We start from the raw sequence: 20983 nt of genomic DNA on the forward strand, positions 1-20983 counted from the left end.
GAGGGGCGCTCACGTCGTGCGGGCTCAGTCGTCGACGCCGCGGGCGGCCAGGGCGTCGCCGAGCTGGTCGGCCGTCGTGAGCGCGCCGAGGACGGTGGGCACCACGAGCGCACGGATCGACATGCCCAGGCCTCGCGCCCTGCGGGCCTCGGTGACCTGCTGCAGCCGGCGGGCGATGAGCGGGATCGCACGGATCGTCAGCACGAGCACCAGTGCGATGCGGTCCGGCGAGACGCCGACGTGGCGCAGAGGACCGGCGGCGCGCGTGACCGCGTCGAGCATGTCGGAGATGCGGGTCGTCAGGGCGACGAGGCCTGCCACCGCGATGGCCACCAGCAGTGCACCGCACACCCGCAGGGCGGTGTCGAGGTCGGCGACGATCCACTGCAGCACGAGGATCGCGAGCAGCATCGGCAGGACCGGCCGGACCTGATCCCACGCCGCGCGCGGGCGGATGCGACCGATCGCGTACAGCACCGCGGTCAGGGCCAGGGCGGGGAGGACGTGCCACGGCTCGCGGATCAGCAGGGTCGCGGCCAGGACGAGCACGCACACCAGCAGGATCTTCAGCCCGGCGGGAAGGCGGTGCAGCAGCGAGTCCCCGGGGATGTACGTCGCGAACACGTCAGCGCTCCAGCGCGATGCGCCGGTAGCCGGCCAGCGCGGGCCCGGGGGAGTCGTCGATCACCACGCGGCCGCCGTCGACCACCAGCACGCGATCGAAATCGGCGACCAGGTCGAGATCGTGGGTGACCACGATCAGCTGCTGCTCGAGCGCGGCGAACGTCTCCGCCACCAACTGGCGGTTGCGCAGGTCGAGGAGGGTCGTGGGCTCGTCGGCCACGATCACCGCGGGCTCGATCACCAGCACCGCCGCCAGCGCGAGCAACTGCTTCTGCCCCCCGGAGAGGAGATGGCACGGATGACCGGCATGCCCGGCGAGGCCGAAGGTCTCGAGCACCCGGGCGACTCGTCGTCGTCGTTCCTCCTTGCCCATCCCGGAGCGCCGTAGGGAGAAGTCCACGTCCTCCGCCACGGTGGGCATGACGATCTGGGTGTCCGGATCGGTGAAGCAGAAGCCCACCCGGCGCCGGACCTGCGCGCCCTTGCGGCGGGTGTCCAGACCGTCGACCGTCACGGTACCGGACGTGGGGACGACCAGCCCGTTGATCATGCGCGCCAGCGTGGACTTGCCGCCGCCGTTGACGCCGACGATGCCGATGCGGCGCTCGGTGAGGGTGAGGTCGACGTCGGTGAGGACTGGCCGGTCGCCGTAGGCGTGACCGACTCCGTCGAAGCGGATCTCGGCGCCGCGCGGGCCGGGGTCGTCGGGGCCGCTCACGCCGCCGTGGAACGCTGCCCGCGCAGCGGGGCGATCAGCCCGGGACGTGCGCGGTGCACCTGCGACGCCACGATCGCGGTGACCACCGCCTTGAGCAGGTCGCCGGGCAGGAAGACCGTGTTGGCGGCGATCGCGCCGGTGCCGGTGAGCTCGGTGCGGATAAGCATCCCGGCAACGCCCACCGCGTAGATCACCCCGATGCCGCCGACGATGTTGATGAGCAACCCCGGCAGCACGCGGTAGCGCGGCAGGACCCACGCCGTGAGCAGGCCGATCACGATCACCGCCGGGATCCAGCCGATGAGGAAACCCGCCGTGGGGCCGGCCAGCGAGGTCAGGGTGGTGCGGCCACCCGCGAGCACCGGCAGCGCCAGGCCGATGACCATCACCGCGACCACCGACAGGGCGCCCTTGCGCCAGCCGAGCAGGGACCCGGCCAGCATCACGCCGAGGGTCTGGAGGGTGATGGGCACGCCCGCCGAGCCGATGCTGATCTGGCCGGGCAGCCCGAGCACCACGATGAGGGCGGCGAACACCGCGATCTGGGCGAGGTCCCGGGTCGCGCTGCGGGCCGGTGCCGTGTCGATCGACATGCTCATGACACTCCTTGGTGACGCTGCGGCCGCAGGGCGACCTGAACACCGTTCATTGTGGCACGGGCAGCGGCCCGGCGCACAGTGGGGTCGGCGGGAGCGGCGCTGCGCCGGACGTGGCACCCCTCGAGGTCCGGATCCCGGATAGAGTGATCTGGATCACATCGGGGCGTAGGGGGAGGCTGTGACGAGTCGATCAGATGTCGCGCCACGCCACCGGGTCGCCGCCGTAGTCGTGGCCGTGATGGTCGCACTGGCGACGGTCGCGTCGCCCGCACCCGTCGGCGCGCAGCCGTACACCCGCGATCTCGACATCTCCTATCTCGACATCGCCGCGGACAACCCGCACGGCGAGCGGCCGGGCGGATTCACGACCGCGTTGCCCACCGATCCCGACGAGCTGCGGTCCGCGTTGGAGTCCGCGCGCGCGGCCGGGGTGGCGCCCGAACGCTACGGCACCCTCACGCGGCAGTACTGGCTGGCCGTGGGCGCCGAGAACGCCGGCATCGACCTGGGCGGGTGGGATCCCGCGCGCGGGCTCGAGGCCACCCTCGACACGGTCGACAAGGTGTACGTCAACTACCTCCGGCTCCACAATTCCCACGACGGCTTCTGGTGGACCGGCATGGCGGGACTCGCCGGCATGTCCTTCGCCGCCGGATTCTGGGACCTCGACGACGTGGGTGGCCTGCTCGGCGTCCCCGGGGTGCACGAACTCGGCGCCGGGGTCGGCGGCGCGCTCGTCGGGATTCCGTGGGAACAGGCACAGGACATGCCGGCCGACGTCCGTCTGCTGGCCACCGTCGGGCCGACGCTGCGGCAGGCCGACGTCGACTGGTACCTGCACCGGCTCCTGATCATGCAGCGCAACATCTTCATGGACATGGTCCCGATGCACGAGGCGTACGCCGCGGAGGGCATGCCCGCCATCGAGGAGCTCGCGGCGAGCGGTGCCTACGACGACTACGTGGTCGAGGCGTGGCGGCAGCTCGACAGCGGCACCCCGGAGGGCCGCTCCGAGGCGCTGATGCGGATGGCGTCGCGGGAGCAGAACCAGATCATCGCGGACCAGTGGGACGCCACCGCCGCGGGCCGCGGCGACGTCGGGCGGGTGCTGACCTACATCACCACCATCGGCGGCGCGCCCGACATCCCGGGCGCCTCCGCGCTCGGCGCGTTCGGGCCGCTGACCGTCCGCGCCGACGTGGGAGGGCGGCCGACCGTCCTGCACACGCCGCTGCCGGGGTTCAACTGGGCCGACCGGGAACCCCGGTGGGAGTACATCGAACAGGATTTGGTGCCGGCGTTCCGGTCACTGGTGCGCGACCGGCCCCACGAGGTCCCGCGGTACCTCGGCGTCGAGTTCCGGCCCCGGGCCGAGCAGAACCGGATCCTCGCGCGGTTGCCGGCCTTCGTCGGCCAGATGACGACCGGGTGGGTGATCGCCCCCGCGCCGGTGCCGCCCGTGCCCGCGCCGGCGCCCGGGGCCCCGACGTCAGAGGTCCTGGCCGGGTAGCCGGCTGGCCTGCTCGATCCACGAGCGCAGCAGGTCGTCGTCCAGCTGGTCGTCGCGACGGATGTCGAAGTACCGCATCTCCGGATGCGTGGATCCCTTCGGGGGCATCGGGTCGAGCGAGGTCCCCCGGTAGAACTGCAGCTGCACGTAGTGGGTGAAACACCGGAACGACAGGAACCACCCGGCGCCCTCGTGGCCGTAGATGGGTTGGTTCCACTTGACGCCCTTGTGCACGTCCGGGACGGTCCGGACGATCAGGTCGTCGAGGTGCTGTCCGATCGCCTGCTTCCACTCCGGCATCGCCGCGATGTAGTCGCGGACCGGGCCGGGGCCCTCGCCCTTGGGGATCTGCGGGTTGCCGCCGCTGAGCAGTTTCGGGCTGTCGGCGGACGGGCCGTCGGTGGTCATGGCGCACTCCTCCCTGGTGGCGACCGTGCTCGCCGAGTGGGGGCGAGCCGATCACCGTGCCATGTCCACGGTACGACCGATCAGTCCCTCGCGGTGCTGGCCCGGATATGCGCCCGTTCGCCCTGCCGACCCACGAGGCTGAGGAACTCCACCGGGCCGGCGCTGGTGGCGCCGAACCAGTGCGGGGTGCGGGTGTCGAACTCGGCCGCCTCGCCGGGGGTGAGGATGAGGTCGTGCTCGCCGAGGACCAGTCGGAGCCGGCCGTCCAGGACGAACACCCAGTCGTGGCCGTCGTGGACGTGGAGGTGCGGCTCGTCGTCGTCCCTCCCACGGGGTAGCACGAACTTGTACGCCTGAATCCCGCCCGGCCGGCGTGACAACGGGATGACGGTGGCGCCGTAGTCGGTGGTGAAGGGCCGCAGGGCGACGCGGGGGTCGCCGGTCGGCGGGGCGTCGACGAGGTGGTCCAGCGTGACGCCGTGCGCCCGCGCGAGCGGCAGCAGCAGTTCGAGCGTGGGACGGCGCTGTCCCGACTCGAGTCGGGAGAGGGTGCTGGGGGAGACGCCGGTCTTGTCGGCGAGCTCGGCGAGGGTCATGTCGCGGCGTCGTCGCAGGGACCGCAGGCGGGGTCCCACGCCGGTGAGGGTCTGGGCGGTCGGGTCGGTCATCCACCCAGTTTGCCACTTCGGCAAGGAATGTTGCGCCGCCGATGCGCGGCCGTCATCGTCGAGGGACGAGGGCCGCGACCGCCGGCCCGGAGCGGGGGAGACGGACAGATGAGTACACGGAGCGACGACCTACGGGACGTGGTCGTGGTGGGCGGCGCGGCGGCCGGGTTGAGCGCCGGTCTCACACTGGCGCGCGCACGGCGCCGCGTGACGGTCATTGACGTGGGGCGGCCGCGCAACGCCCCGGCCGAGGGGATCCACGGTCTCCTCGCGCTGGACGGGGTGGCGCCGCGGGAGTACCTCGCGCGGGGGCGCGCGGAGGTGGAGAGGTACGACGGCGAGGTCGTCGACGGCGAGGTCGTGGACACCCGCCCGGCCGGGCACGGGTTCGACGTCATCCTGGCCGACGGGACGGTGCTGCCCACGCGCACGCTCGTCCTCGCGATCGGGGTGACCGACGAGCTGCCGGACGTGCCCGGGGTCCGCGAGCAGTGGGGGCACGGCGTCCTGCACTGCCCGTACTGCCACGGCTGGGAGGTTCGCGACCAGCGGATCGGCGTCATCGCGACCGGCCCGATGTCCGTGCACCAGGCCGTGCTGTTCCACCAGTGGAGCCGCGACATTACCTTCCTCGCCGGCGGGCGGCCGCTCGACGAGCAGGACCGCGTCCATCTGGACGCGCTCGGGATCGGAGTCGTCGAGGGTGTGATCTCGCGGGTGGAGACCGACGGTGGGCGCGTGGTCGGCGTCCGTGTCGACGACGACGAGGTCATCGATCTCGACGCGGTGGTGGTGGGCAGTCGGATGACCGTGCGGGTCGAGCCGTACATCGCGATCGGCGTGACGGCGGACGACCACCCCGTGGGCACGTTCATCGCCACCGACGAGACCGGCGCCACCTCGGTGCCGGGCGTGTGGGCGGCCGGCAACTGCGCGGACCTCATGGCGCAGGTCGGAGCGGCGGCCGCTCACGGTGCCCGCGTCGCGCAGTTCCTCAACGCCGCGCTGGTGACGGCCGACCTCGAGCGCGCTGTCGCGGAGCAGGCTGTCACCGAGCAGGCCGTCGAGGCGCAGGCGGGTGAGGCGGCCGATGGCGCACGAGTTTGATCGTCGGTACTGGGACCGCGTCTGGTCAGGCGCGGCGGACGCCGGGAACGCTGGGAACGCCGGGGACGCTGGCCGGGCGTCCGCGATGGCCACGAGCCCGCCCAATCCGCACCTCGTCCGGGAGATCGCGGGGCTGAGCCCCGGGACGGCGCTCGAGGCCGGGTGCGGGGCGGGGGCCGAGGCGTTGTGGCTGGCGTCGAGGGGCTGGCGCGTGACGGGCGTCGACATCGCGGCCGGGGCGCTCGAGGTCGCGGCGCGTCGTGCGGCGGCGGCCGGCCTGGTCGACCGGGTGTCGTGGCTCGAGGCGGACCTGTCCGTCTGGCAGCCCGACGGCCGGTTCGACCTGGTCACCACGCATTACGCCCACCCCTCGGTCCCGCAGCTGGACTTCTACGAGCGGCTCGCGGGCTGGGTGGCCCCGGGCGGCACGCTGTTCATCGTGGGTCACCTCCACCACGGCGGGCACGGGCGTCACGGAGCCCACCCGCCCGCCGAGGCCAGCGCGACCGCCGCCGGGATCACGGCAGTGCTCGGGCAGGACCGGTGGGAAATCGCCACGGCGCTTCAAGGTTCACGTGAGATGGCCGGGCGCGGCGGCGCCGCCGTGACCGTGCACGACGTCGTCGTGAGGGCCACCCGGAGGTCGTGACCGCCCCGGCGTGCACCGGGACCGCCGACGGGGCGGGTGGGGTAACTGTTCTCACATGCCTCGTGGTGGTGGGGCAGCGGGTGTCGACGGCGGAGAAGGAGCACGAGGTCGACGCCCTCGTCGCGATGCCCGGGGCCGGGATCGTGGCCATCGAGATCAAGTCCGGGCAGATCGCCGTCGAGGACGGACGCTGGGTGCAGGGCAGTGCCGGGAAGCAGTTCATGATCGACCCGGTGACGCAGTGCCGCGAGGCGCTGTACGCCCTGCGCGGTTACGTCAGCGAGGACCCGCGCTGGCCGCGACAGCACCAGCGCTGGACCCACCTGCTCGTCTTCCCCAACGCCTCGATCCCCGACGACTTCGCGTTGCCGCAGATCAGCCGCGACCGGATCGTGGACCGGGACCAGCTCGATCAGCTCGCGTCGGTCGCGCACCGGGTCGGGCGGGAGTCCGGTCCGGCCGATCGCCCGTTCCTCGCCGCGGAGACGGTCGACAGGCTGGCCGAGATCCTCGGCGGGCGCGGGCTGCCGCAGCGCGACGTGGTGGCACGCGCCGCGGAGAACGCCGACATCGCAGACGCGCTCACCCGCGAACAGTCGGTGCTGCTGCGCGCGGTCGACGCCCTCCCGCGCGTCGAGATCCGCGGCGGCGCCGGGAGCGGCAAGACCTACCTCGCGCTCGAACAGGCCCGCCGGCTGTCGCGGGACGGGCAGCGGGTGGCGCTGATCTGCTATTCCCACGGCCTGGCCAGCTACCTCAGGCGCGTCACCGCCGGCTGGAAACGGCGCGAACGCCCCGCCTACGTCGGGGAGTTCCACGCCCTGGGGGTGGAGTGGGGCGCCCCGGCGGGACCCGACGAGCGCATCCGGTCCGCCGAGTCGGTGCGGTGGTGGGAGGAGGAGCTTCCGCGGTTGATGTCCGAGTTGGCCGACGGGCTCCCCGATGGTCGGCGATTCGACGCCGTGATCGTGGACGAGGCGCAGGATTTCGCGGACAGCTGGTGGCAGCCCGTGATCGGGGCCCTGCGCGACCGGGAGGACGGTCGCCTCATGATCGTCGGTGACGTCGGGCAGAGCGTGTTCCAGCGGGCGGGTCGACCGCCCGTGGACCTCGTGCCGCTCGTGCTGGACCACAATCTCCGCAACACCCGGCAGATCGCCAGCGCGTTCCTCCCACTCGTCGGACACCGCATGGAGCTGCGGGGAGGGACCGGCCCCGCCGTGCGGTACGTCGACGTCCCGGAGGGGGCCGACCCGATCGCGGTGGGTGACGACGAGGCCATGCGGCTGTTGGACGAGGGCTGGCAACCCGGCGACGTCGCCCTGCTGACGATCGGCTCACGCCACCCGATGCAGGTCGAGCTGCAGGAGGACGGCAACGACGCCTACTGGGAGACGTTCTGGAGCGGCGAGGACATCTTCTACGGACATGTCCTGGGCTTCAAGGGACTCGAGCGGCGGGCGGTCGTGCTGGTGTGCAACGGGTACGAGGGCATCGACCGCTTCCGCGAGCGCATCTACGTGGGACTCTCGCGGGCGACCGACGTACTCGTCGTGGTGGGGGAGATCGACTGCTGACTCCGGTGCCCCGGACATGCCCCACCGCCCCGACCTCGCGGGAGGACGGGGCGGTGGGGCATGTCGGCGCCGTTCGTCGGTCCGAGGCGGGAGGTCAGCTCCCGAGGTCGGACGAACCCTCGACGATCTCGGCCTGCTCGGTGCGCTGGGTGCCGTGCGAGACGGCGATCTTGCGCGGCTGCGCCTCCTCGGCCACCGGGATCACCAGCCGGAGGACGCCGTCGGTGTAGTCGGCCTCGATCTTGTCGGTGGCCAGGCCCTTGCCCAGAGCGAGTTGGCGGGCGAACGCGCCCGACTGGCGCTCGTGCATGAGCCACTGGCCGTCGCCGTCGATCGGGGAGCGGCGCTCGGCCCGCACGGTCAGCGTGCGGTCCTCCACGTCGATGTCGATGCTCGCCGGATCGACGCCGGGCATGTCGATGAGGCCGATGAAGCGGTCACCCTCGCGGTAGAGGTCCATGGGCAGGGAGGTCGAGCCGGTCGCGCTGCGCAACCCCTCCCCCAGGAGGCGGTCGAGCTCACGGAACGGATCGAAGCGATTGCTGGTGGCCATGGCAGGTCTCCTTCAGGACTGATCGGGGAGCGCCCGGTCTCTCCGGGATCGCACCCCGTTCAACGGAGCCCATGCGTTGAGTATTCCCGACTCACCTTTCCTCGTCGCGAGAAGTCAGGGAGCCGGGGATCGCTGCTTCTCCAGGACCACCCGGAAGTCGACGGTGCCGTCCGGCGCGACGGTGACGAATCCCAGACTGGGCGGTTCCACCCCCAGGTCGGTCCACGTCACCGGTATCGCGCCTGAGGCGATGAGTTGATCGCCCGAGCGGAGCACCGTGACGTCGATGGGGGAGCGGAGCGTGGTGTCCTTGACGGTGAGGTCGACCTGCATCGACACGGTCGCGGTGGTGCCGTCGTCGGGAACGGCGCCGAGGTCGACGGGGTCGGCCACCTCGAGGGTCGAGACGGGGTGCCCGGCCACGTCGAGGATGTCGGCCGAGCGGGCCCTTTCGTCGCGGGCGCCGATGTCAGTGGACAGGCCGCCCATGTCCACCTCGAAGCGGCCCGTCTCGAGCACGCCCTGCGCGATCACGGCCTCGCCGCTCACCTTGTTCGTCGTGCCGACGACCGTCACCGGTTCGCCGCGGAGCACCTCGTCGACCGTGTACCCGGCGACGGTCCCGTTGGGAGGGGCGCCGGGCACGACGTCCCAGGTGCCGTCGAGGTCGGTCGCCGCGGCGTCGGCGGCCTCGACATCGATCACCGTCGGCGCGGTGTCGTCCCCGCCGCGAGCGGCCTTGTAGACGAACGGTGCGGCGAGGATGACGACGAGGACGACGGCGAGGGCGCCGACCACCCACAGGAGTTTCCGCATGCCGACGAGCATAGAAAGCGGGGGCCGCGGAAAGATGAGTGTCCGCTGACAATCCGTGCGCGGGGCCTGAGTGGGGGGCGCGAACCGCCCGGTGGTCACCCGGGCAGGTGGCCCGAGTCGCGGACCCCGTCAGCGTCACTAGACTGTTCGGGTGGCCGCGCGGGTCATGGCCGACCGTGTCCTCGCGACACGGGCGCCGATCCGGCCCGCGGCCACGGTGCTCCCGAGGAAAGGCCACACCATGCTCTCCCGCATCGACCTGCGCGGTCGCTCTCTCGGCACGGCCGAGTTGAGGCGTACGCTCCCGCGCGGCGCCGCCGACGTCGACTCCGTCGTCGACACCGTCCGTCCGGTGGTCGAAGCGGTCCGCGAGCACGGGGCCGGGGCAGCGCTCGACCACGGAGAGAAGTTCGACTCGGTGCGTCCGGCCTCGGTGCGTGTGCCGGCCGACGTCATCGCCCGCGCGGCCGAGGAACTCGACCCGGATATCAGAGCCGCACTGGCCGAGGCCATCAGGCGCGCTCGTATCGTCCATTCGGCGCAACGGCGCAGCGACAGCGTCACCGAGGTCGCCCCAGGCGGGTTCGTCACCGAGAAGTGGGTGCCCGTCGAGCGGGTGGGGCTCTACGTCCCGGGGGAAAGGCCGTCTACCCCTCGAGCGTCATCATGAACGTCGTCCCGGCCCAGGTCGCCGGCGTCGGATCCCTCGTCGTGTCCTCACCGCCGCAGGCCGACTTCGGCGGGTGGCCGCACCCGACCATCCTCGCCGCGTGTTCGCTCCTCGGAGTGGACGAGGTCTGGGCCGTCGGCGGCGCGCAGGCCGTCGCGCTCCTCGCCTACGGAGGGGAGGACACCGATGGCGAGGTCCTCGAGCCCGTCGACATGGTCACCGGCCCCGGCAACGTCTACGTCACCGCCGCCAAGCGGCTGTGCCGCAGCGTCGTGGGCATCGACTCCGAGGCCGGCCCCACCGAGATCGCCGTCCTCGCCGACGAGACCGCCGACCCCGTGCACGTCGCCTACGACCTCATCAGCCAGGCCGAGCACGACCCGAACGCCGCCAGCGTCCTCGTCACGGACTCGGAGACGTTCGCCGACGCGGTCGATCGGGAGATCGAGGCCCGGTACGACGTCACCCTCAACTCCGAGCGCGTGCGCGAGGCACTCGAGGGGCCGCAGTCGGGCATCGTCCTGGTCGACGACATCGACGCGGGCCTGAAGGTGGTCGACGCGTACGCCGCCGAGCACCTCGAGGTGCAGACCCGCGACTCCGCGGCCGACGCCGCGCGCGTCCGCAACGCCGGCGCCGTCTTCGTCGGCGCCTACTCGCCGGTCCCGCTCGGCGACTACGCCGCCGGGTCCAACCACGTCCTGCCGACCTCCGGCACCGCCCGCCACTCGTCGGGCCTGAGCGTGCAGACCTTCCTCCGCGGCATCCACGTCGTCGACTACGACCAGGCCGCCCTGAAGGAGATCGCGCCCACGGTCGTGGCGCTGGCCGACGCCGAGCGGCTGCCCGCCCACGGCGAGGCCGTGCGCGCCCGCTTCGAGGACCTCGCCGCGGGGCGGGACGAGCGATGACCGCCGGCCCCCGCCGCGGCGTCGGACTCGACGCCCTGCCGATCCGGGACAACCTCCGTGGCCAGAGCGCGTACGGCGCGCCCCAGCTCGAGGTCCCCGTTCAGCTCAACACCAACGAGAACCCGCACCCGCCCGGCCCCGCGCTGGTCGCCGACATCGCCGCCGCCGTGTCCGCCGCCGCGACGGACCTCAACCGCTACCCCGACCGCGACGCGGTCGGACTGCGCACCGACCTGGCCGCGTACCTCACCCGTCAGACCGGCGTCTCGGTGGATGTCGACATGGTGTGGACCGCCAACGGCTCCAACGAGATCCTCCAACAGCTGCTGCAGGCGTTCGGCGGGCCCGGGCGGTCGGCCATGGGGTTCGTGCCCAGCTACTCGATGCACCCCATCCTCGCGTCCGGTACCGATACCGAGTGGATCCCCGTGCCGCGGGGCGAAGATCTGTCGATCGACGTCGACGCCGCGCTGGCGGCGATCGACCGGCACCGGCCGGACCTGCTGTTCGTCACGACCCCGAACAACCCCACCGGTCACGTCGTGGACCTCGACGACCTGCGTCGACTGCTCGACGCCGCGCCCGGCATCGTGGTGGTGGACGAGGCGTACGCGGAGTTCTCCCCGTCGCCGAGCGCCTGCACCCTGCTGGCCGAGTACCCGGCGAAGCTGGTCGTGTCGCGCACGATGAGCAAGGCGTTCGCCTTCGCCGGCGGCCGCCTCGGCTACTTCGCGGCCGACCCCTCCTTCGTCGAGGCGGTGCTGCTCGTGCGGCTGCCGTACCACCTGTCGATGATCGCCCAGGCCGCCGCCCGCGCCGCCCTGCGTCACGCCGAGGAGACACTGGCCTCGGTCGCGCTCCTCGCCGAGGAGCGCAAGCGCGTCACCGCCGGGCTCGAGGAGCAGGGCTACGAGGTGCTGCCCAGCGAGGCCAACTTCGTGCTCTACGGCCCGTTCGCGGACGCCGGCCGGGCGTGGCAGCGCTACCTCGACGCCGGAGTGCTGATCCGCGACGTGGGCATCCCGGGTCGGCTTCGTGCGACCATCGGGCTCGAGCACGAGAACGACCGGTTGCTGCAGGTGAGCGCCGAACTGGCGGCCGATGAGATCGCCACCGGAACCGAGGAGAGACGATGAGCGAGCACACAGCGCGGCGGGCACGCGTCGAGAGGACGACCAGGGAGTCGTCGATCGTCGTGGAGATCGACCTCGACGGCAACGGTCAGACCGACATCTCGACCGGGGTGCCGTTCTACGACCACATGCTCACGGCCTTCGGGCAGCACGGCGCCTTCGACCTCACGGTCCGCGCCACGGGCGACATCCACATCGAGGCGCACCACACCGTGGAGGACACCGCGATCGTCCTCGGCCAGGCCCTCGGGCAGGCGCTGGGGGACAAGCGCGGGATCCGACGCTTCGGGCAGTGCTCGATCCCCATGGACGAGACTCTCGCCGAAGCGATCGTGGACGTCTCCGGACGCCCGTACTGCGTCCACACCGGGGAGCCCGACATGATGCTGGGCTACCTCGTCGTGGGCCACGACAGCGCGCCGTACGGCACGGTCCTCAACCGGCACGTGTTCGAGACCCTGGCCTACAACGCCCGGATAGCCCTGCACGTCCGCGTGCACTACGGACGCGACCCGCACCACATCACCGAGGCGGAGTACAAGGCCGTGGCCCGCGCGCTGCGCGCCGCCGTCGAGCCCGACCCGCGCATCGCGGGGATACCGTCGACCAAGGGCGCGCTGTGATGCCGGCGTGAGCGCGCGAGTAGAGAACCCGGGGGCGTTCGCACGCCTGGTCCGCACCCCCGGCGTCCCCGCGGCCTTCGTCCTGGTCCTGCTGGCCTTCGGCGGATTCTCGCTGCTCCTGCCGGTCGTCCCGCTGGCGGTCGTCCGCGGCGGGGGCAGCGAGTTCGTCGCCGGCGCCACGACAGGCGTGTTCATGACGGTGACCGTCCTGTTCCAGCTGGCCACCCCGCGGCTGACGGGCGTGATCGGCTATCGGTGGGTGCTCGGGATCGGCAGTTCCCTGCTGGGCCTGCCCTCCGGGCTGCTCGCCCTGTTCGACAGTCCGTTCGCCGTCCTGGCCATCAGCGGCGTCCGCGGTGCGGGATTCGGCATGATGACGGTCGCCGGCTCCGCGCTCGTCGCCGAACTCGCGCCGCCCGGGATGCTCGGACGCGCCACCTCGCTGATCGGCCTCGCCGTGGGTATCTCGGAGGCGCTCTTCCTCCCCGTGGGCCTGTGGCTGCTCGATCTCTTCGGGCTGCCGACGGTGGCGTGGGCCGCCACTGCGTTCGGCGTCGTCGGCCTGGTCGCCTCGGCTCGACTGCCCCACGTCTACCCGACCCCGCCCGAGGAGTCCGACCGCGCGGAGATCGGCCCCCGACGGGTGCTGTTCCTCCTGGCCGGTCCGTTCATCGTCATGGTCGCCGTGACCCTGCCCTACGGCGCGGCGGCCTCGTTCCTGTCGCCGGCTCTCGACTCGATCGCCTCCGGCAGCGGCGCCGTCGTCGCCGGGCTCGGGCTCGGCCTGCTGGGCGCCGGCGTGATCGTCGGTCGCACCGTCGCGGGGCTCGTGTCGGACCGGCGCGGCCCCGGTGCGCTGGTGTGGCCGGGACTGGGTGTCGCAGCTCTCGGAATGCTGGGCATCGCCTGGCTGTTGACACTGGAGGCGAACCCCTGGTGGTTCCTCGTCCCGACCGTGGTCTTCGGCCTCGGGTTCGGCGCCATCCAGAACGAGGCCCTCGTGGGCTCGTTCGAGCGGATGCCGCGTTCCCGGCTGGGCACCGCGTCCGCGTCGTGGAACATCTCCTTCGACGCCGGCACCGGGCTCGGGTCGGTGGTCATGGGCGGGTTCGCGGGCTTCGGTTACGTCGTGCTGTTCACCGTCGCGGCCGGGATCGTCCTCGTGGTGGGCGGCCCCGCGGCGGTGGGTGCACGCCGCACGCGGCCCGTACGAGATCTGGCCTCCGACGACAGCGGCGATAAGGTGAACTCATGACGAAGACGGCCCCGCGGGTAGCGCTCCTGGACTACGGCTCCGGCAACCTGCGCTCGGCTCATCGCGCTCTCGAGCGTGTCGGCGCCCCGGTGGAGCTGACCTCCGACCCGCGCGTGGCGACCGAGGCCGAGGCGCTCGTGGTGCCCGGCGTCGGGGCGTTCGCCGCCTGCATGAAGGGGCTCGAGGCGGTCAAGGGGCCCCGCATCATCGGAGAGCGTCTCGCGGGCGGTCGCCCGGTCCTGGGCATCTGTGTGGGCATGCAGGTGATGTTCGAGCGCGGCACCGAGTTCTCGGACGGGGAGCACGAAGACTCTCCCGGTGCCCCCGGTTGCGGGGAGTGGCCCGGTGTCGTGGAGAAGCTCGACGCCCCCGTCCTCCCGCACATGGGATGGAACACCGTCGAGGCGCCCGCGAACACCGTCCTGTTCGCCGGCATGCCCGCCGACGAGCGCTTCTACTTCGTGCACTCCTACGGCGTCCAGCGGTGGGAGATGGAGCCCTCCGACCACCTGCGGGCCCCCGACGTCACGTGGGCCGAGCACGGGACCCGGTTCATCGCCGCGGTGGAGAACGGCCCGCTGTCGGCCACCCAGTTCCACCCCGAGAAGTCCGGGGACGCCGGCCTGCAGCTCCTCGAGAACTGGATCCGCTCTGTCGCCTGAGAGCGACCGCGGCCCGGCCACGGTGTCGTTCGCCGCGCTCGCCTTGGCGGTGGCCGGGGCGGGCGTCCTGGTTCTCGCGCTCACCGCACTCGCGGTCGCACTGCTGCCCCTACCGGCCGCCGGGCGCGCCGTCGTCGCCCTCGTCGGCGTCGTCGCGACGGCGGTGGCGATGGGCCTGATGTCGCGCCGGATCACCGAGCGCGCGATCCGCGCCGAGTACGGCGAGGAGCCCGGCGGTCAGGCGGAGCGCCCCGCTGACGACGGACTAGGCTGATGCCCGTGACCAACGCCAGATACCTCGAACTCCTGCCCGCCGTCGACGTCGCCGACGGGCAGGCCGTCCGCCTCGTCCAGGGCGAGGCCGGGACGGAGACCTCCTACGGTGCACCGCTGGACGCGGCGATGCAGTGGCAGAACGACGGCGCCGAGTGGGTCCACCTGGTGGACCTGGACGCCGCGTTCGGACGGGGCACCAACCGGGAGCTCCTCGCCGAGGTCGTTGGGGCGCTCGACGTCAAGGTCGAGATGTCCGGCGGGATCCGCGATGACGAGTCGCTCGATGCCGCGCTCGCCACCGGGTGCGCGCGCGTCAACCTGGGCACGGCCGCGCTCGAGAACCCCGAGTGGTGCGCCTCGGCCATCGCCCGCCACGGTGACCGCATCGCGGTGGGCCTCGACGTGCGGGTCATCGACGGCGAGCCGCGGCTGCGTGGTCGGGGATGGGTCTCCGACGGCGGCAACCTCTGGGAGGTCCTCGAGCGCCTCGACAAGGACGGGTGTGCCCGCTACGTCGTCACCGACGTGTCCAAGGACGGCATGCTCAACGGGCCCAACCTGGAGATGCTCTCCCAGGTGTGCGCGGCCACCGACGCACCGGTGGTCGCCTCCGGTGGCGTCTCGTCCGTCGCGGACCTCGAGGCCATCGCCTCGCTGGTGCCGCAGGGCGTGGAAGGGGCCATCGTGGGCAAGGCCCTCTACGCCGGTCGGTTCACCCTTCCCGAAGCGCTCGCCGCCGTCAGCGGCCGCTGAATCCGTCGAGCGCCGTGCCCACCCGGTAGCTCCACCCCCGCACGACCTCGAGCAGGAGGCCCGAGATGTCAGATGAGACCGGAAACACCCTGCCGACGGATCTCCCCGTCGACCCCGCCGAGGCGCTCGCGTCGGCGACGCGGGTGCTCGACGAGGTGACGCCCCGGTTCGTCGAGGGCGTCGGCGCCCCCGGCGTCCAGAACAAGGGCGCACGGAACGACTTCGCCACCGAGCTGGACCTGGAACTGGAGCGCCGGATCTCCGACGCGCTGCGTGAGGGGACGGGCCTCGAGGTGCACGGTGAGGAGTTCGGCGGCCCGCCCGTGAACGAGGGCACCCTGTGGGTGGTCGACCCGATCGACGGCACCGCGAACTACTCGTTGGGTATCCCCACCGCGGGGATCCTGGTCGCGTTGGTGCACGAGCGCCAGCCGGTGCTCGGCCTGACGTGGCTGCCGCTGCTCGGCCTGACGTTCACCTCGATCGCCGGTGGGCCACTCATGGAGAACGGCGTCGAGTCCCCGCGGATGTCGGACGTCTCTATCCGCGACGTGGCACTCGGACTCGGCTCGCTCAACACCGGCGCCCGGACCACGTACCCGCCGGCCTACCGCCGTGAGGTGTTCGAGCAGCTCACCCTCGACGCCGCGCGGACGCGCAAGTTCGGCTCGACCGGTGTCGACCTGTCGTTCGTCGCGTCGGGCCGGCTCTCCGCCGCGGTGAGCTTCGGCAACTACGCCTGGGACAACGCCGCGGGCGCCTCCCACATCCGCGCCGCGGGCGGTATCGTCACCGACCTCACGGGTGAGCCGTGGTCCATCGACTCGCCCTCGCTGCTGGCGGCGGCCCCGCGCGCCCACGCGGAGGTGTTGGACACCGTCCGGCAGCTCGGTGAGCCGGGGAACTTCTTCGAGGCCGGTCGGCGCCGGTCCACGCCGGAACCGGAGAGTCCCCGCCCGTGGCTCGCCGGGGAGCGGTGATCCGGCCATGACACTCGCCACCAGGGTCATCCCCTGTCTAGACGTCGACGCCGGCCGCGTGGTCAAGGGCGTGAACTTCCTCGATCTACGCGACGCCGGCGATCCCGTGGAGCTCGCTGCGGCCTATGACGCGCAGGGAGCGGACGAGCTCACGTTCCTCGATGTCACCGCGTCGTCCGCGGGCCGCGGCACCATGATCGACGTGGTCCGCCGCACCGCCGAGCAGGTCTTCATCCCCCTCACCGTGGGCGGCGGCGTCCGCACCGAGGAGGACGTCGATCAGTTGCTGCGGGCCGGCGCCGACAAGGTCAGCGTGAACACCGCGGCCATCGCCCGGCCGGAGCTCCTCGGTGAGCTCAGTCGGCGCTTCGGCTCGCAGTGCATCGTGCTCTCCGTCGACGCGCGCACCGTGCCCGAGGGCTCCGAGCCGACGCCGTCGGGGTGGGAGGTCACCACGCACGGTGGCCGCCGCGGCACCGGAATCGACGCCGTCGAGTGGGCCAGGCGCGGGCAGGAGCTGGGCGTGGGGGAGATCCTGCTCAACTCGATGGACGCCGACGGCACCAAGGAGGGCTTCGACCTGGCGATGGTGCGGGCGGCCCGCGAGGCCGTCTCGATCCCCGTCATCGCCTCGGGCGGAGCGGGCGCGGTGGAGCACTTCGCGCCCGCCGTCCACGCCGGGGCGGACGCGGTCCTCGCCGCCAGCGTCTTCCACTTCGGTGAGATGACCGTCGGCGACGTCAAGAAGGCGCTCGCGGCCGAGGGGATCACGGTCCGATGACCGCGCACGTCCTGGACCGGTCCATCGCCGAGCGGCTCTCGCGCAACGCCGACGGTCTGGTCGCGGCGGTCGTGCAGGACGTCACCTCGGGCCGGGTGCTCATGATGGCGTGGATGGACGACGCCGCCCTCGCCGAGACCTTGGCGACCCGCCGCGGCGTGTACTACTCGCGCTCGCGCGGGCAGCGTTGGGTCAAGGGGGAGACCTCGGGCCACGTGCAGCACGTCCGTAGCGTGGAGATCGACTGTGACGGGGACACCGTCCTGCTCCGCGTGGACCAGACCGGGGCGGCCTGCCACAACGGCACCACCAGTTGTTTCGACACCGCCACACTTCTCGGGGAGGACTGATCGCCGTGCCTTTCATCCAGATCAATCAGCTCGACGGGATGACCGCGGAGGGCAAGGCCCGCGTCATCGAGGCCGTCACCGCGGCGTACGCGGAGGTCTCGGGCAAGGACCCCGCGAAGGTGTGGGTCCACATCAACGACATGCCGCACGACTCCTTCGGCATCGGCGGCAAGGCCCTCGGATGAGCACCGCGACCACCACGTTGGAACAGTTCCGCGCGCTCGCCGCGGGGCACCGGGTGGTGCCGGTCGTGCGCACGGTGCTCGCCGACTCCGAGACCCCGCTGTCGGCCTACGTCAAGCTGGCGGGGGACCGTCCGGGCACGTTCCTGCTGGAGTCGGCCGAGCACGGGCGTTCCTGGTCGCGGTGGTCGTTCATCGGCTGTGGCGCGGCGGCCGCGCTGACGGTCGACGAGGCCGGCGAGGCGACGTGGTGGGGTAGCGTCCCCGCCGGCGCCCCGACCGGCGGCGATCCGCTGGACGCCCTCAGGCGGACCCTCGACCTGCTGCGGACCGATCAGATCGTGGGCCTGCCGCCGCTGACGTCCGGGATGGTCGGCTACCTGGGGTACGACATCGTCCGCAGGCTCGAGCGGATCGCCCCCGACACGGTCGACGACCTGCGCGTACCGGAGCTCGTCCAGCTGCTGGCCACGAATCTGGCCGCCTTCGACCACCACGAGGGCCGGATCTATCTCATCGCCAACGCCGTCAACTGGGACGGCAGCGACGAGCGGGTGGACGAGGCGTATGCGGACGCGGTCGAGCGGCTGGAGTCGATGACGGCGCGTCTCGCCGAGCCGGGCGCCGGCGGGGTGAGCGTGTTCGACACCCCCGATCTCCAGGTGCGTCGTTGCACCGACGAGCCCACCTATCACGCGCGGGTCGCCGACATCATCGAGCAGATCCACGCGGGCGAGGCGTTCCAGGTGGTGCTGAGCCAGCGCTTCGAGGTCGACACCGCCGCCTCGCCGCGCGATGTGTACCGCATCCTGCGGACCACCAACCCCAGTCCGTACATGTTCCTCATGACGATCCCGGACGGCACCGGGCCGGACGGGTTCGGCGGGACGGCGTTCACGATCGTGGGATCGAGCCCGGAGGCTCTGGTCACCGTGGTCGACGGCGTCGCCACGACCCACCCGATCGCGGGGACGAGGCCCAGGGGTGACGACGACGAGCACGACATCCTGCTCGCCAAGGATCTGGTGGACGACGCCAAGGAGAACGCCGAGCATCTGATGTTGGTCGACCTCGGGCGCAACGACCTGGGCCGCGTCTGTGTCCCGGGCACGGTCGAGGTGACCGAGTTTCGCCAAGTGGAGCGGTACAGCCACGTGATGCACCTCGTGTCGACGGTGACGGGGCGCCTGGCCGACGGGCGGACGGGCATCGACGCGGTGACCGCGTGCTTCCCGGCCGGCACTCTCTCAGGTTCCCCGAAGCCGCGGGCCCTGCAGATCATCGAGGACCTGGAGGACACCCGCCGCGGCGTGTACGGCGGCGTGGTCGGGTACGTGGATTTCGCGGGCAACACCGATCAGGCCATCGCGATCCGCTCGGCGGTGATCAAGGACGGCACCGCGTTCGTCCAGGCCGGGGCCGGGATCGTCGCGGACTCGGTGGCGGCCTCGGAGGACGCCGAGTGTCGGAACAAGGCGATGGCGGTCCTGCGGGCCGTCTCCGCCGCGGAGACGCTGCGGCCGGCAGGGGAGTCCCGGTGAGCCGTCGCGCCCGGCTCCTGGCGCCCGTCGTCCTGCTGCTCGTCGGCGCGGCCCTGCTGTGGATCGCCTCCCGGATGGTGTGGCTCGACGTGGCGGCGTTCAACGACCAGTCGGGCGAGGCCCGGCGCGCGCTCACCGGCGCCGAGTGGCAGCCGGCTCTGGTGCCACTCGCGCTGGGCGCCCTGGCCGCGATCGCGGCGGTGGCGTTGGTACGGGGGCTCGCCGCCCGCGCGGTGGGGGCGGTCATCGCCCTGCTCGGGGTGGCGACCGTGACGTTGCTGGTCTCTTCGGTGGGCGGAGTCGACGCAGAGCGGGTCCATACGGTGATCATGAGTGACGAGGGGGTCGCCCGGACCAACGCGGGACCGGGCGCCGAGGGCTCGGAGTCGATCCCGGAGTGGTCCAGGATCACCGAGTTGTCGACCCGACCGGTGGGCCCGGCGCTCACCGGCGCCGGCGCGGCCGCGCTGCTCGCGGCGGGGATCGTCGTCCTCGCGCGGCCGGCGCGTCCCGTGCGGCGCGACGACCGGTACGTCACGCCCGCAGTACGCCGCGAGGAGGCGGCCGCCGGCGGTACCGCGGGCGGCGGCACCGGCGGAACCCGCGGCACCGGCGGAGCCCGCGGTACCTCCGGAACCGGCGGCGAAGTGGAGGGTGACGCGGACGGCGACGCCGGTCGTGACCTCTGGCTGGAGCTCGACGAGGGACGCGATCCGACCGGCTGACCACATCGGGGTGGACCCGATTCGGGAACCCGGCTCCGGACCTCTATTGTTGATCTCGATCACACTTTCCGCCCCGATCACTGCTGAGGGAGGTCACGGTGGGTACCGTGCTGGACTCGATTCTCGACGGGGTCCGCGAGGACGTCGCGGCCCGCGAGGCCGTCATCGACCTGGAGTCGGTGAAGAAGGCGGCCCTGTCCGCCCCGGACCCGCTCGACGCGCTCAAGGCGCTGCGTGTCCCGGGCGTGGGCGTCATCGCCGAGGTGAAGAGGGCGAGCCCGTCCAAGGGGGCGTTGGCCGACATCCCGGATCCGGCGGTGCTGGCCCGCATGTACGAGGACGGCGGGGCGCGGGTCATCTCGTGCCTGACCGAGGAGCGCCGCTTCCACGGCAGCCTGGCCGATCTCGACGCGGTCCGGCGCGCGGTCGACATCCCGGTCCTGCGCAAGGACTTCGTCGTGGGGCCCTACCAGATCCACGAGGCGCGGGCGCACGGAGCGGATCTGATCCTGCTCATCGTGGCAGCCCTCGAGCAGGACGCCCTGGTGTCCCTGCTGGACCGTACCGAGTCGCTCGGGATGACCGCGCTGGTGGAGGTGCACACCGAGGAGGAGGCGGACCGCGCACTGGAGGCCGGGGCCAGCGTCATCGGCGTCAACGCCCGCAACCTCAAGACCCTCGAGGTCGACCGGGACGTGTTCTCCCGCATCGCACCGGGCCTGCCGTCGGACGTCGTGAAGATCGCCGAGTCGGGTGTCCGGGACGCCTCGGACCTCCTGGCGTACGCCAGCGTGGGAGCGGACGCGGTCCTCGTCGGCGAGGGACTGGTGACGCAGGGCGACCCGCGCGCGGCCTGCAACGCGCTGGCCACGGCGGGTGCCCACCCCTCCTGCCCGCAGGGACCCCGCTAGG

At 72.2% G+C, this 20983-nt stretch carries 24 protein-coding genes and 1 pseudogene; 18 read left to right on the forward strand and 7 right to left on the reverse strand.

What is annotated here, in order from left to right:
• Positions 1–24: 24 nt before the first annotated feature.
• The 3 genes from A6035_RS06880 to A6035_RS06890 are packed head-to-tail and all read right to left on the reverse strand — an operon-like array spanning position 25 to position 1941.
• Positions 25–624: an energy-coupling factor transporter transmembrane component T family protein gene (locus A6035_RS06880; RefSeq protein WP_108847171.1), complete on the reverse strand. Its 600-nt coding sequence runs from the start codon at positions 622–624 to the stop codon at positions 25–27.
• A 1-nt stretch (position 625) separates the two neighbouring features.
• Entirely contained in the window at positions 626–1342 is a 717-nt protein-coding gene (locus tag A6035_RS06885; RefSeq protein ID WP_108847172.1) for an energy-coupling factor ABC transporter ATP-binding protein, read from the reverse strand.
• A complete protein-coding gene (locus tag A6035_RS06890; RefSeq protein WP_108847173.1) occupies positions 1339–1941 on the reverse strand; it encodes a biotin transporter BioY in 603 nt (200 codons plus the stop codon). Before A6035_RS06890 ends, A6035_RS06885 begins: the two co-directional genes overlap by 4 nt.
• Positions 1942–2119: 178 nt before the next feature.
• Between A6035_RS06890 and A6035_RS06895 the strand changes: the two genes are divergently transcribed.
• Positions 2120–3451 (forward strand): hypothetical protein, encoded by a 1332-nt coding sequence (locus tag A6035_RS06895; protein WP_208635567.1) that lies wholly within the window; start codon positions 2120–2122, stop codon positions 3449–3451.
• On the opposite strand, the gene A6035_RS06900 is transcribed toward A6035_RS06895, so the two are convergent.
• Together A6035_RS06900 and A6035_RS06905 are read right to left on the reverse strand one after the other, a co-directional pair.
• A complete protein-coding gene (locus A6035_RS06900) occupies positions 3431–3859 on the reverse strand; it encodes a DUF1801 domain-containing protein (RefSeq protein WP_108847174.1) in 429 nt (142 codons plus the stop codon). The genes A6035_RS06895 and A6035_RS06900 overlap by 21 nt on opposite strands.
• A gap of 80 nt (positions 3860–3939) precedes the next feature.
• The gene (locus A6035_RS06905; RefSeq protein WP_108847175.1) at positions 3940–4527 is read right to left on the reverse strand and encodes a helix-turn-helix domain-containing protein; all 588 of its coding nucleotides are present in this window, start codon (positions 4525–4527) and stop codon (positions 3940–3942) included.
• Positions 4528–4635: 108 nt separating this feature from the next.
• Here A6035_RS06905 and A6035_RS06910 point away from each other — a divergent pair, with 108 nt between their 5' ends.
• From A6035_RS06910 to A6035_RS06920, 3 genes are read left to right on the forward strand one after another with little or no spacing between them, the layout of a single operon-like run.
• Positions 4636–5634 carry an NAD(P)/FAD-dependent oxidoreductase gene (locus tag A6035_RS06910; protein ID WP_108847176.1) on the forward strand — a complete coding sequence of 333 codons (999 nt, stop codon included), beginning with the start codon at positions 4636–4638 and terminating at the stop codon, positions 5632–5634.
• Positions 5618–6283 carry a class I SAM-dependent methyltransferase gene (locus A6035_RS06915; RefSeq protein WP_108849128.1) on the forward strand — a complete coding sequence of 222 codons (666 nt, stop codon included), beginning with the start codon at positions 5618–5620 and terminating at the stop codon, positions 6281–6283. The genes A6035_RS06910 and A6035_RS06915 overlap by 17 nt, the downstream gene beginning before the upstream one ends.
• A complete protein-coding gene (locus tag A6035_RS06920) occupies positions 6280–7860 on the forward strand; it encodes an AAA family ATPase (RefSeq protein ID WP_235026689.1) in 1581 nt (526 codons plus the stop codon). The genes A6035_RS06915 and A6035_RS06920 overlap by 4 nt, the downstream gene beginning before the upstream one ends.
• Before the next feature lie 94 nt (positions 7861–7954).
• Here A6035_RS06920 and A6035_RS06925 read toward each other — a convergent pair whose 3' ends face one another.
• Both A6035_RS06925 and A6035_RS06930 read right to left on the reverse strand, forming a co-directional pair.
• On the reverse strand, positions 7955–8413 hold the full coding sequence (locus A6035_RS06925; protein ID WP_108847177.1) for an Hsp20/alpha crystallin family protein: 459 nt from the start codon (positions 8411–8413) through the stop codon (positions 7955–7957).
• 114 nt (positions 8414–8527) lie between these two features.
• Entirely contained in the window at positions 8528–9229 is a 702-nt protein-coding gene (locus A6035_RS06930) for a YceI family protein (RefSeq protein ID WP_235026690.1), read from the reverse strand.
• Between the two features lie 241 nt (positions 9230–9470).
• On the opposite strand from A6035_RS06930, the pseudogene hisD reads away from it, so the two are divergent.
• The 14 genes and pseudogenes from hisD to trpC all read left to right on the forward strand — a co-directional run bounded on the left by hisD (position 9471) and on the right by trpC (position 20982).
• Positions 9471–10810, forward strand: a pseudogene (gene hisD / locus A6035_RS06935) (histidinol dehydrogenase).
• A complete protein-coding gene (locus A6035_RS06940) occupies positions 10807–11946 on the forward strand; it encodes a histidinol-phosphate transaminase (RefSeq protein WP_108847179.1) in 1140 nt (379 codons plus the stop codon). Before hisD ends, A6035_RS06940 begins: the two are co-directional and overlap by 4 nt.
• Positions 11943–12566, forward strand: a complete 624-nt coding sequence (gene hisB / locus A6035_RS06945; RefSeq protein ID WP_108847180.1) for an imidazoleglycerol-phosphate dehydratase HisB — start codon at positions 11943–11945, stop codon at positions 12564–12566. Before A6035_RS06940 ends, hisB begins: the two co-directional genes overlap by 4 nt.
• Positions 12567–12573: 7 nt before the next feature.
• On the forward strand, positions 12574–13821 hold the full coding sequence (locus A6035_RS06950) for an MFS transporter (protein ID WP_108847181.1): 1248 nt from the start codon (positions 12574–12576) through the stop codon (positions 13819–13821).
• Positions 13818–14483 carry an imidazole glycerol phosphate synthase subunit HisH gene (hisH, locus tag A6035_RS06955; protein ID WP_108847182.1) on the forward strand — a complete coding sequence of 222 codons (666 nt, stop codon included), beginning with the start codon at positions 13818–13820 and terminating at the stop codon, positions 14481–14483. Before A6035_RS06950 ends, hisH begins: the two co-directional genes overlap by 4 nt.
• 22 nt (positions 14484–14505) lie before the next feature.
• Positions 14506–14757, forward strand: coding sequence for a hypothetical protein (locus A6035_RS06960; protein WP_108847183.1), 252 nt, complete (start codon positions 14506–14508; stop codon positions 14755–14757).
• Positions 14757–15512 carry a bifunctional 1-(5-phosphoribosyl)-5-((5-phosphoribosylamino)methylideneamino)imidazole-4-carboxamide isomerase/phosphoribosylanthranilate isomerase PriA gene (priA, locus tag A6035_RS06965; protein ID WP_108847184.1) on the forward strand — a complete coding sequence of 252 codons (756 nt, stop codon included), beginning with the start codon at positions 14757–14759 and terminating at the stop codon, positions 15510–15512. Before A6035_RS06960 ends, priA begins: the two co-directional genes overlap by 1 nt.
• A 65-nt stretch (positions 15513–15577) precedes the next feature.
• On the forward strand, positions 15578–16492 hold the full coding sequence (locus A6035_RS06970; protein ID WP_108847185.1) for an inositol monophosphatase family protein: 915 nt from the start codon (positions 15578–15580) through the stop codon (positions 16490–16492).
• A 7-nt stretch (positions 16493–16499) separates the two neighbouring features.
• Entirely contained in the window at positions 16500–17273 is a 774-nt protein-coding gene (gene hisF / locus A6035_RS06975) for an imidazole glycerol phosphate synthase subunit HisF (protein WP_108847186.1), read from the forward strand.
• Entirely contained in the window at positions 17270–17623 is a 354-nt protein-coding gene (gene hisI / locus A6035_RS06980; RefSeq protein ID WP_108847187.1) for a phosphoribosyl-AMP cyclohydrolase, read from the forward strand. The genes hisF and hisI overlap by 4 nt, the downstream gene beginning before the upstream one ends.
• A 5-nt stretch (positions 17624–17628) precedes the next feature.
• Entirely contained in the window at positions 17629–17808 is a 180-nt protein-coding gene (locus A6035_RS06985) for a tautomerase family protein (RefSeq protein WP_108847188.1), read from the forward strand.
• Positions 17805–19346, forward strand: coding sequence for an anthranilate synthase component I (locus A6035_RS06990; RefSeq protein WP_108847189.1), 1542 nt, complete (start codon positions 17805–17807; stop codon positions 19344–19346). The genes A6035_RS06985 and A6035_RS06990 overlap by 4 nt, the downstream gene beginning before the upstream one ends.
• Complete coding sequence (locus A6035_RS06995; RefSeq protein ID WP_108847190.1) at positions 19343–20071, forward strand: TIGR02234 family membrane protein; 729 nt, start codon at positions 19343–19345, stop codon at positions 20069–20071. The genes A6035_RS06990 and A6035_RS06995 overlap by 4 nt, the downstream gene beginning before the upstream one ends.
• Positions 20072–20169: 98 nt before the next feature.
• Positions 20170–20982, forward strand: coding sequence for an indole-3-glycerol phosphate synthase TrpC (trpC, locus tag A6035_RS07000; RefSeq protein WP_108847191.1), 813 nt, complete (start codon positions 20170–20172; stop codon positions 20980–20982).
• Position 20983: the final 1 nt, after the last annotated feature.

The sequence above is a fragment of the Dietzia lutea genome, from assembly GCF_003096075.1.
Lineage (GTDB): Bacteria > Actinomycetota > Actinomycetes > Mycobacteriales > Mycobacteriaceae > Dietzia > Dietzia lutea.